The organism is Tissierella sp. (assembly GCF_052089545.1).
Taxonomy (GTDB): domain Bacteria; phylum Bacillota; class Clostridia; order Tissierellales; family Tissierellaceae; genus Tissierella_A.
Window position 1 is genome coordinate 9,089 of record NZ_JBQDAA010000019.1, and the last position, 11,279, is coordinate 20,367.

An 11,279-nucleotide genomic window follows, 5' to 3' on the forward strand; every position below is an offset into this window, starting at 1 on the left:
TTAATAAAATATTATCCTCAAAACTATATAATAAAATTAAATAATAATATTAATCTAGGTTCTTTATCAAATAATAATTTGCTTGAAAATGATGCAGTAGATAAATAAGATATAAGTATTTTATCTTCTATATTATTATTTAAACAAATTATCTCCCAAGGTATTGAATTTGTTTTATATATTTCAAATCCATCATAAATACTCTTTTGCGTCCTAGGATGTAATTTAACTATATAATCATCATTTAAAAATTGTTCAAAAATATCTTTTATTTTTTCATTTAATTTATCATTATTAAATGGTTGATCTAATAATATCAAATTTTGTTCTATATTATATTTATTATTATAATCAAATGTTTTATTTAAAATATCAACTAAATATTTATTTGTTTTGTCGATATCGGGAATCTTTTTTATTGGTATACTTGTCTTCCCAGAGTATAAATTAGGTTTAAATACTAATATATTATTATATCGATCATTTGTTTTATCGAAACCAAATGTTTTATTAAAAATCTTTTTATATATAGAATTAGTAATTATATCAGAACTATACCCTCCTATTCCATCTTCATACAGATTTATTTTTATATCTTTATTTTTATCATATAACTTTCTTATTGCTATTTGAATTATTATTGCAGGATTGGTGAAATAAACTTCATCATATTCTTTATTTTTAAATTCAAAATATTTCTCTGAAATAGTTTTATATTTTAAATATGCACTTATTTTCCTACAAAAGAATTTCAAACTTCTATTTTGGTTAAAGGATTTGGAAAACACGCGACAATTTACATATATAACATCATTAAATATATCCAATTTACCTATTCGTCTTGCTATTTCTTCTGCACCATCAAAATGATCTAATATATATATATCCACTTTTTTATTTTTAAGCATACTTTCCCTTAAGTGAATTGCTAATAATATTTGATAGGGGGTCAAACAAAAAAATGCTTTCATATTTTAAACTCCTTATAATTTTAAGTCTGTTTTTATTTTTGTAGTTGAAACTTCAGGAGTTCTAGTTAAATAAGCAACTTCACAGTACTCTTTTAAAAAGTCAAACTCCCCTCTCCAATCATCACCCATTACAAAAATATCAACTTTAAATTCTTTCACATTTTCTATTTTTTGTTCCCAACTATCTTCTGGTATAACTAAATCTACATATCTAATAGCTTCTAATAATTGCTTTCTTTCTTCGTATGGAAAATAGCATTTTTTACCTTTTATTTCATTGAATTCATTTGTAGATAACGCTACTATTAAATAATCTCCTAATTTTTTAGCCCTTTTCAATAAATTAATATGTCCATAATGGAGTAAATCAAAAGTGCCATAAGTTATTATCTTTTTCATTTTTTATTCTCTCCTAAATCTATTTTAATGATTTTATGTCTATTTTCTCTTTTATCTTTAGGTGGTAAAATCATATAATCACCGTACAGGCTTTTAAGATATCCATCATAATCTTTTGGGGCAAAGAAAGCATTTTTTTCAAAAATTACTTTTTCAAATTCATCTAACCATTTTCTCTTCTTTATTTCTTTTATATATCCATATGAACCACCAATTGCTACTACGTCTTTAGTTCTTTTATTATTGTATCTTTTCATTTCTTTTTCCAAGTTTTTTTTAATTAGTTCTATAGAAAAAGGTTTAGATATACATTTAATTATTTTATAAATAATTCTTTTTTTATTATCATTTTTCTCCCAAACTTCATACCCTAATTTACTAATTAATATTCTTTTTAATATATAAGTTTTTAAATTATGACATCTCTTCAAAAGTTTAGATTCGGGTACATTATCAAAAGGAAATATATCTATAAATATGCCTTTTTTTTGGGTAACATTTTGTGAATTTTGTTCTATAAACACTGTACCTTTTTTTTGTATCTTAGCAATAGGTAACCCAAATTTATCATCAGTATGCCATGTTTGCAAATAATATTTACAATTCAATTCTTCTTTTGCAATATTTAGAAACCTTTCATAATCTGCCCTGAGCATACCTATATCAATGTCATCATCCCAAGGAATAAATCCTTTATGCCTTATTGCTCCTAAAAGTGTACCCGCTATTAATATATAGTTAATATTATTTTTTTCACATAACCGTTTTACTTCTAATGCAATTTCTAATTGTATTTCATGTATTTTTTTTAAAATATTATCCAATTTTATACCACCTAATCATTTTGAAATCATTTTTTTCTTAAATAGTTTGTTAGATTTTATAGTAAATGAATATAATGCGAAGTAAATAAGAAATATATCTCCTAAATGTACTGAGAACATATAATCAGTACCTGCCCTTAGAAAAAATGCTATCATTAATATTAACATTTGATACTCTTTAGTTTTAAAATAAAATATAAATGTTTTACTTAATAGAAATATATTTAACAAGAAAAATATTAACCCATAGTGTGCATGCATACTTAAAAATGAATTGTGCAAATTAAAATCATACCGAGTAAATAACCTATTGTATTCTAAATTAAATCCAAAAAGCAAGTTAGAAAAAGAACTAAAAGTTTTCTGTAAGTAATCACCCCATATAATAGTACGGGCACTTTCAAGTCCCATATCATAAAATCTACCAAATATCAATTCAAAAACACCTGTAGCCACTATTAATATAGATACTATTATTGCTACCATAATAAAAATAATAATATTTTTTTTAGTCAATATTCTTTTACTTTTCTTTTTGCCTTTTATATATTCAAACAAATATAATGATATCATACCGATTAATAAAATAAGTGAAATAAGTATGCCACCTCTACCTAGTCCCCAAACACTTAATATAAAACAAATTAAAGCTGGAAATATTCCTACTTTTTTATAATTATCTTGGTATGCAATATATAATAATGTTAAAAATTGAATTACATATATAGATATATAATTTCTACTTTGATGTAAAAATAAATCATCAGGAGGTATTTTAAATATCATGTTAATAAAATAATATAAGATTTGAAAAATGAATAATATCCACATATATTTAATATTTAATTTGAAGTTTAATAATAATATAGAGATTCCACCAAAAGTAATTACTGCATTAATTATTTGAATGAATTCACCATTGCCATTTATAATTACCATAATTAATCCTGATAATAGCATAATAATCAAATAAGTTAACGTCCATAAATTAGTCTTAATTTTCTTTTTATCTATAAATAGCATAAAGTATCCAAAAATAGCTATTATTCTTTTAATCCAAATTAAAACTCTGACATCATAAATCATCGATAAAAAAACGGATAAAAAGTAAATTATTATAAGAATATTAATGAGTCTATTATTGATGATTTTATTTTTTATCGTATCCATATTATCCATATAATGCCCTCTACCTTTATTCAAAACTTTTTTTAACCTGTTGTTCATAAACTTCTATATATTCATTAAATTTTTCTTTTTTGTTATAACATTTTTTTGCTCTTAATATACAATTATCTTTATATGTGTTTTTTCCATAATATTTTATTTCTTTAATTTTTCCTAGTAATCCTTCTATATCTTCTTTTTCAACTATATATCCAGTGCCTTGATCTATACTTTCTACACTTCCACCTGTATTAAAGGTTATAACAGGAGTTCCACACGCTATAGATTCAATATTTGTAGTTGGAAAATTATCTTCCATAGTCGGATTTACAAATACATCAGCTGCAGTATAAATTTGCGCTAATTCTTCTATATCATTCGTTTTTGTTATGCCTATTATATTTCGGGGTAAATTATTCTTTTGTTTTTCTGTTAAACCAACTATAGTTATAATTTCATCTTCACTTAACCGGAGTGATAATTCTTTAAAATAATTAAATCCCTTTCTTCTATCCCAAACACTAGCTACTCCTAAAATTACAAACTTATCATTTATATTATGTTTTTCCTTAAAATTACTGTTTGTAGGTTTAAATATTTGTAAGTCTATACCATTATTTATAATCTTCACTGGATAATCCGATAAAAAAGATTTTTCTACCAATTCCTTAAGCCAATTGGATGGAGTAACTAGCTTAAGATTCTTAACTCCATTAAATATTCTTTTTTTCTTTTCGAAATTTTTTCTAGAATTATCAAATACTAAACTTGTTGGATACTCTTTCTTTTGAGGACAATTATTACAATGAGTCTTCCACTTTTCACATCCTACATAATCAAAATATGTACAGTGACCTGTAAAAGCCCAACAATCGTGTAAAGTCCAAACCACTGGTTTATTTGATTTTTTTAGATAATCAAATAATATTTCAATATTGATATAATATCCATGAATATTATGTAAATGAATAATATCTGGATCTAAAATTTCAATTTCTTTTATGAATCTTTTTGTAGCATTCTTAGAACTAAATCCATGTTTATCAAATATTCTAGTTAATGCTACATGTTCATAGATATCTATTTTATTGCCTATTTTAATAGTATTATTACAACTTTTTGATTCATCTCTTCCATAAGCAATATAACTCTTATGTCCTTGTTCTATTAAAATATTATGAATATCAGTAGCTATCCTACCAGTACTACCTATTCCGCAAACTGAATTAATTTGTAATACCTTCAATATTACTTCCCCCAAACCACTCTATTAACATAATCAATATATGATAATATTATTCTAACTACTTTTTCAGATACATTCGACATAGAATAATCATAAACTCTTCTTAATACACCCTTTTGTTGGGTTTCTAACACTTGAAGTCCTTGTAATATTCTTTCTTTTTTTAGTCCCACCATTATTACAGATGCCTCTTCCATAGCTTCAGGTCTTTCATGAGCCTGTCTTATATTAAGAGCTTTAAATCCTAATATTGATGATTCTTCACTTATTGTTCCACTATCACTTAATACTGCTTTAGCATTTTTTTGTAATTTTATATAATCATTAAATCCAAGTGGTTTCATAGTTTTTATTAGTGAATTGAATTCAATTCCTTTTTCTTCTATCATTTTTCTTGTTCTTGGATGTGTACTAACTATTAGAGGCAATTTATACTTTTCTGCTATAGTATTTAAACTATCAACTAAATCTAAAAAGTTTTCTTCTGAATTTATATTTTCTTCTCTGTGTGCTGATACTACAAAATATTTATTTTCTTCTAAATTTAATTTATCTAATACATTAGACTTTTCTATATCTTTTTTTCTTGATTCTAATACTTCAAACATTGGACTTCCAGTCTTTATTATTCTATCTGCTGGTAATCCTTCTCTAAGTAAATATTCTCTTGCTATATCACTATAAGTAAGATTAATATCTGCAGTATGGTCTATTATTTTTCTATTTGTTTCTTCAGGTACTCTTTGGTCAAAACATCTATTTCCTGCTTCCATATGAAATATTGGTATATGTTTCTTTTTAGCTGCTATTGCACATAGACAACTATTGGTATCTCCTAGTACTAAAAATGCATCTGGATTAACTTCTTCCATTATAGGATCTATCTTAATTAATATATTTCCTACTGTTTCTATAGCTCCACCTATTGCTGCATTTAAAAAATAATCTGGCTTTTTTAAATTAAAATCATCAAAAAACACTTGATTTAATTCATAATCATAATTTTGCCCTGTATGAACAAGGATATGTTCTATAGCTTCTGATTCATCTAATTTATTTATTACAGCTGAAAGTCTTATTATTTCTGGTCTAGTACCTACAACTGTCATAACTTTTAATTTTTTCATCTACTAAACCTCCATATAATAAGTATCAGGATTTTCTGGATCAAACCTTTCGTTTGCCCACATTATTGCTACCATATCTATTTCACCTAAATTTTCTATATTATGAGTATATCCTGGAGGTATATCTACTACTTCCAACTTTTCTCCATTTACATAGTACTCTATTATCTCTTCACTACCTACTCTTCTAAATCTTATAACACCTTTACCACTCACTACTAAAAACTTCTCGTTTTTTGTATGATGCCAATGTTCACCCTTTGTTATTCCAGGTTTTGATATATTGACTGACACTTGCCCTCTATCAGGTGTTTTTATAAACTCTGTAAATGAACCTTTATTATTCTTATTCATCTTTAAATCGTAGCTAAATTTATCTTCTGGTAAGAAACTTAAATATGTGCTATAAAGTTTTTTAGTAAGTTGATCATTCATATTTGGAATAGATAATGTAGTTCTATCTTCTTCAAATTTTTTTATAATCTCTGCTAATTTCCCTAATTTTATATTATAAGTTTCTGGAACTATGCAGTATCTATCTTCTTTTGTCGGATTATTGTTTAATGCCCTTAAAAATTCCTCTAATACATCATCTATATAACAAAGTTCTAACTTAGTCTCTTCATTATTCACTTGAACTTCTAAGCCTCTTGATATATTATAGCAAAATGTAGCTACTACTGTGTTATAATTTGGCTTACTCCATTTACCAAATAAATTTTTTAATCTATATACTAACACCCTTGCTCCTGTTTCTCTACTATATTCAAAAAGTAATTCTTCTCCTGCTTTTTTACTTTTCCCATAAGCATTATTTCTTTCTGCTTGAATTGAAGAAGTTATGAGTACTGTAGCTTTATTATTATGTTTTTTTAATTTGCCTAAGAGTTTAGAAGTAAAGCCAAAGTTCTGTTTCATAAATTCTTTTTCATCTTTTGGTCTGTTTACTCCCGCAAGATGAAAAACAAAATCAGCTTTCCTACAGTATTCATCTAATAATTCTTCATTTGTTTCTCTTGAATATTCCAAGACATCTATATAACCATTATTCTTAAGTTCCGATAAAAGATTTTTACCTATAAATCCTTGAGAGCCTGTAACCAAGATTTTCATTATATATTCCAATCCTTTAATTCATTTTTTACATAATCTAATTTTAATAATTTTTCTTTTATTTCTTCTATATTTAAAATTTTAGTATTATGAGAATTATATTCTTGTTCTGTAGATAACTTTCTATTTCCATCAACAAAATATTTGTCATAATTTAAATCTCTTTTATCCGCTGGAACTCTAAAGAAATTTTCCATATCTTTAGACACAAAGTATTCTTCTTTAGTTAGTAATGTTTCATATAACTTTTCACCATGACGAGTACCTATTACTTTAATTTCATTGTCTACGTTAAATAGTTCTTTTAATGCTTGAGCTAACTCCCCCACTGTAGAAGCTGGTGCTTTTTGTACCATTATATCTCCTGCATTAGCATTTTGGAATGCAAATACTACAAGTTCTACTGCTTCTTCTAAACTCATTAAAAATCTTGTCATATCTGGATTAGTGACTGTTAGTGGCTTCCCAGCTTTAATCTGTTCTATAAATAAGGGTATAACAGAGCCGCGTGAGGCCATTACATTTCCATATCTAGTGCAACATATAGTAGTTCTGTCAGATGATACTGTTCTTGCTTTAGCTACTATTACTTTTTCCATCATAGCTTTTGATATTCCCATTGCATTTATAGGATATGCTGCCTTATCTGTTGATAAACATATTACTTTCTTAACTCCACATTCTATTGCAGCTGTAAGCACATTATCTGTACCTAATACATTGGTTTTGACTGCTTCAAGTGGGAAAAATTCACATGAAGGAACTTGCTTTAAGGCTGCTGCATGAAATATATAATCTACATCATACATAGCATTTTTTAAACTTGATATATCTCTTACATCACCTATATAAAATTTAATTTTATCATTCATATATTTTTTTCTCATATCATCTTGTTTTTTTTCATCACGAGAAACGATACGTATTTCTTTTACTTCTGTATCTAAAAATCTTTCCATTACTGCATTTCCAAAGGATCCTGTACCTCCGGTAATTAATAGCGTTTTATTTTTAAACATATATTAAGCCTCCAATATATTCTTAATTAAATCTACATATTTTTGAGTGCATTTTTCTTTTTTATATTTTTTTTGAAATATTTCTCTAATGTTTTTTCCCATTAACTTTCTTTTGTCTTCATTCATTTTCAAATCATTAATTGATTTTATTAATTTATTTACATTACCTACTTCTACAGAATATCCAGCATTATTTTCAATTAAATCTCTGGCTATATCTGAATCTTTTCCCATAATTGCAATTACTGGCTTGCCAGCCATCATATAACTATAAGTCTTGCTAGGTACAGCAAGACCAGTAAGCCCCTCAGCTAAACTCACTAAGAAACAATCACTTATGTTTAAGGCATCTTGAAAATCTTCACCATGGAGAAAATTATAAAAAAAGACATTTTTTATATTCTCCCTTTTAATTGTGTTTTTCATTAAATCCATTTTATTTCCATGTCCTGCAAATAAAAAAACTATATCAGTATCATTTTTTAATATTTTCATTGCATTTATTATTGTGTTTAAATCTTGGGCAATACCCATATTACCAAAATAAGAAATTACTAGCTTATTTTTAGCATTTAAATTTTTAAAAATTTTATTTTCATGAGATGAAGAATTTTTAAGAACTTTTTTATCTTCATACCAATTTGGTATTATAGCCAATTTATTTTCATCTAATCCTCTTCTATATCTGAGTAAATAATTTTTCATCTCACTTGATAACGCTACAACTTTATTAGCATTTTTATATACAGTTTTATTTACACATCTCATTAATTTACTTATAACACTTCTATTAGAAATAACATTAGTTTTAATTGCAATTTCAGGATAAACATCATAGCTTACAAAAATTACTTTTGTTCCAAAAAACTTCTTTGCCATAGCAGCTATAAAAGGTAATACTGGAGGGTTTGAATAAACAATGATAGATTTGTATTTTCTAAGAGATAAAAATCTTAATGATACAAAAAAAACAAAAGAAAAATAATTTATTAATCTCCCAATAATATTACTACGCTTTAATTGGAGATATTTGATCCTTTTTATCTTTATACCTTCATGTATTTCTTCCGTTGGAACTTTACCAGTATTGTTATATTCTTCAGGATATCCACAAAGAACATTTACTTCAAAACCAGATTCAACTAATGCTTTTGCTGTGTCATATGGAAGAGTAGCAGAAGATATATATTCTGGATAAAAGAATTGACATAAAAATAGCACATCTCCATTGTAACTCATTGTTATTACCCCTTTTTTAACATTTCTATATTACTTTATCAATTTCACAATGACATAATTTAAATAGTAAAATTTCCATATTTATTGTATAGTATAAATATATTTTGGTCAAGATATAGATGCATTTTATATACGTTTCAAAATTTTTGTGAAAGTATTTGAGTATGATGAATTCATTCCTTTATGGTTATAAAAAAACAATATGGAGAAAAATGAAAAATAGTTCTTTGTTTATTAAGAATTATTTACAAAACCTAATGAAATTAATAAAATCTTATTTTGTTTTTTCTATTTTTATTATATTAGTATTTTCCTTTGATTTAAGATTTTCATCCTCTAATAATTCTTTTACAGATTTATCTTCCTTTACCCCTTCTGAACTTTCTTTTACAAACATAACTTTTATAGTTTCAAGTATAAGTTTGAGATCAAGTAAAAAAGAATAATTCCTTATATATAATAAATCATACCTTATCTTATTTTCAGGACTAGTAGAATATTTCCCCCAAACTTGAGCAAATCCTGTAACTCCTGCTTTAACTATTACACGATATTTGAAATCAGGTATATCTTTTATAAATTCCTTTGCAAAATATTCTCTTTCAGGCCTTGGTCCTACTATAGACATGTCCCCCATAAGGACATTAAATAGCTGAGGCAATTCATCTAATCTTGTAGAACGAAGTATTCTTCCAAGAGGTGTAATACGAGGATCCTTTTCTGTTGCAAGTACTGGACCTGTATGTTTTTCTGCATCTACTACCATTGTTCTAAATTTATACAGTTTAAATGTTTTATTATCTCTTGTAAGTCTTTCTTGAGAAAATAATATATTACCTCTATCATATACTTTTATAATAATAGCTACAATAAGCATTATAGGTAATGTAAGTGCTAGTCCTATAATTGAGATAAATAAATCTAGGGTTCTTTTCATAAACCTTTTTTCTATAGACATATAAAGTGAGTCTATTTTAAACGTTGGTATATCATCAAATTGTTCTATACTAGCATTATATAATGATATCTCTGATAGCGATGGAACCAGGTAAGCTATTTTATCCATTTCTATGCAATATGTTATAATTTCATCTTTTATATGACTTTCTATTCCAGGGGCAATTATAACTTCATCTACTCTATCAATATATTTATACATTTCTTCATCTAGTTTATTGCATATGAATTTTATATTCATATGATTTTTTGAATTTATAAGCACTTTTTTAAGTACTATATCACTATCTGGTTTATTTCCTATTATGATAGCATCTTTTTTTCTTTTTAGCTTTTGAACCCTTTTCCATATTATAGTAGTCCAAATAAATATTGATACAACTTGTATTATAGATGAAATCATAAGTACTGAACGAGGAAATGATAAAGTTCTTGCTAAAAAAAGTATAGCTACCGTTGTTATATTTATCATTACCAATGAAATCATTGATGAATATATGATATCTAAAAATGATTTTTTTAAAATGGCAAATACATCATTTACATAAAAAAATACTAACGATGTTATTATTAAATATGGAATTATTTGATAAAATTGACCTATATGTTTTGGACTTATTATTCTATCAAATTTAAAATAAAACGCTACATAATATGCAGCTATAATTAAAACTATATTTATTCCTACTAATAGTGCTTTATAGAATGCACCATCTCTTTTTCTTTTAGTATTCATAGTTTTTTCCTTTCTATTAAGGATCATATTCGTTTTTTAATTGCATTAAATACATAAAATGTAAATACATATATGGCTTTAGGAAGTGGTAATTCTTCTAAATTTCTATATGTATTCCATGTTCTTTTAAGAGCTTTTATCTTACCATGAGATATTGATCCTTTTACTATTCTATACTTTGAAAGTGATTTTTGCAACCCATAGGCAATATATCCCTTTCTAAGTATAGATAACCAAGTAGCAGTATCTTGACCAGCACGTACTAGGGGCATCTTAAAATCACCTACTTTTTCCCTATCTATCATTACTGTAAGACAACCTATTATTGTGTTTTTAAGTAATCCCTCATAATCAATTTCTTTAGGAACCTTTATTGTTTTATTTAAATCATTTCCTTCTTCATCTATAAGTGAATAAGAGGTAAATGAAAAAGCTATATCTTTCTTTCTCATAAAATTCAATTGTTCTTCTAACTTTGTAG

Annotated in this window: 11 protein-coding genes; all 11 read right to left on the minus strand. The window is 25.8% G+C overall.

Annotated elements, in window-relative coordinates:
- Positions 1-23: 23 nt before the first annotated feature.
- The gene (locus tag ACTHW2_RS02915) at positions 24-971 is read right to left on the minus strand and encodes a polysialyltransferase family glycosyltransferase (protein ID WP_442262236.1); all 948 of its coding nucleotides are present in this window, start codon (positions 969-971) and stop codon (positions 24-26) included.
- Positions 972-983: 12 nt separating this feature from the next.
- Positions 984-1,370, minus strand: coding sequence for a glycerol-3-phosphate cytidylyltransferase (gene tagD / locus ACTHW2_RS02920; RefSeq protein ID WP_442262237.1), 387 nt, complete (start codon positions 1,368-1,370; stop codon positions 984-986).
- Positions 1,367-2,194 carry a LicD family protein gene (locus tag ACTHW2_RS02925; RefSeq protein ID WP_442262238.1) on the minus strand — a complete coding sequence of 276 codons (828 nt, stop codon included), beginning with the start codon at positions 2,192-2,194 and terminating at the stop codon, positions 1,367-1,369. Before ACTHW2_RS02925 ends, tagD begins: the two co-directional genes overlap by 4 nt.
- A gap of 15 nt (positions 2,195-2,209) precedes the next feature.
- Complete coding sequence (locus tag ACTHW2_RS02930; protein ID WP_442262239.1) at positions 2,210-3,373, minus strand: hypothetical protein; 1,164 nt, start codon at positions 3,371-3,373, stop codon at positions 2,210-2,212.
- 16 nt (positions 3,374-3,389) lie between these two features.
- Positions 3,390-4,607 (minus strand): glycosyltransferase family 4 protein, encoded by a 1,218-nt coding sequence (locus ACTHW2_RS02935; RefSeq protein ID WP_442262240.1) that lies wholly within the window; start codon positions 4,605-4,607, stop codon positions 3,390-3,392.
- 2 nt (positions 4,608-4,609) lie between these two features.
- Complete coding sequence (gene wecB / locus ACTHW2_RS02940; RefSeq protein WP_442262241.1) at positions 4,610-5,734, minus strand: non-hydrolyzing UDP-N-acetylglucosamine 2-epimerase; 1,125 nt, start codon at positions 5,732-5,734, stop codon at positions 4,610-4,612.
- 3 nt (positions 5,735-5,737) lie between these two features.
- Complete coding sequence (locus ACTHW2_RS02945) at positions 5,738-6,847, minus strand: capsular polysaccharide biosynthesis protein CapF (protein ID WP_442262242.1); 1,110 nt, start codon at positions 6,845-6,847, stop codon at positions 5,738-5,740.
- A complete protein-coding gene (locus ACTHW2_RS02950) occupies positions 6,847-7,866 on the minus strand; it encodes a polysaccharide biosynthesis protein (protein WP_442262243.1) in 1,020 nt (339 codons plus the stop codon). Before ACTHW2_RS02950 ends, ACTHW2_RS02945 begins: the two co-directional genes overlap by 1 nt.
- A gap of 3 nt (positions 7,867-7,869) precedes the next feature.
- A complete protein-coding gene (locus ACTHW2_RS02955; RefSeq protein WP_442262244.1) occupies positions 7,870-9,105 on the minus strand; it encodes a glycosyltransferase family 4 protein in 1,236 nt (411 codons plus the stop codon).
- A 274-nt stretch (positions 9,106-9,379) separates the two neighbouring features.
- Positions 9,380-10,798 (minus strand): sugar transferase, encoded by a 1,419-nt coding sequence (locus tag ACTHW2_RS02960; RefSeq protein ID WP_442262245.1) that lies wholly within the window; start codon positions 10,796-10,798, stop codon positions 9,380-9,382.
- A 23-nt stretch (positions 10,799-10,821) separates the two neighbouring features.
- Positions 10,822-11,279 (minus strand): hypothetical protein (locus tag ACTHW2_RS02965; protein WP_442262246.1); only part of this gene is annotated, 458 nt, incomplete at its 5' end.

What these genes read in the sequence shown, in the direction of transcription:
- ACTHW2_RS02960 (WP_442262245.1), bottom strand. Translation starts at nt 10,798, where the DNA reads ATGAATACTAAAAGAAAAAGAGATGGTGCATTCTATAAAGCACTATTA.
- wecB (WP_442262241.1), bottom strand. Translation starts at nt 5,734, where the DNA reads ATGAAAAAATTAAAAGTTATGACAGTTGTAGGTACTAGACCAGAAATA.
- ACTHW2_RS02955 (WP_442262244.1), bottom strand. Translation starts at nt 9,105, where the DNA reads ATGAGTTACAATGGAGATGTGCTATTTTTATGTCAATTCTTTTATCCA.
- tagD (WP_442262237.1), bottom strand. Translation starts at nt 1,370, where the DNA reads ATGAAAAAGATAATAACTTATGGCACTTTTGATTTACTCCATTATGGA.
- ACTHW2_RS02950 (WP_442262243.1), bottom strand. Translation starts at nt 7,866, where the DNA reads ATGTTTAAAAATAAAACGCTATTAATTACCGGAGGTACAGGATCCTTT.
- ACTHW2_RS02930 (WP_442262239.1), bottom strand. Translation starts at nt 3,373, where the DNA reads ATGGATAATATGGATACGATAAAAAATAAAATCATCAATAATAGACTC.
- ACTHW2_RS02945 (WP_442262242.1), bottom strand. Translation starts at nt 6,847, where the DNA reads ATGAAAATCTTGGTTACAGGCTCTCAAGGATTTATAGGTAAAAATCTT.
- ACTHW2_RS02915 (WP_442262236.1), bottom strand. Translation starts at nt 971, where the DNA reads ATGAAAGCATTTTTTTGTTTGACCCCCTATCAAATATTATTAGCAATT.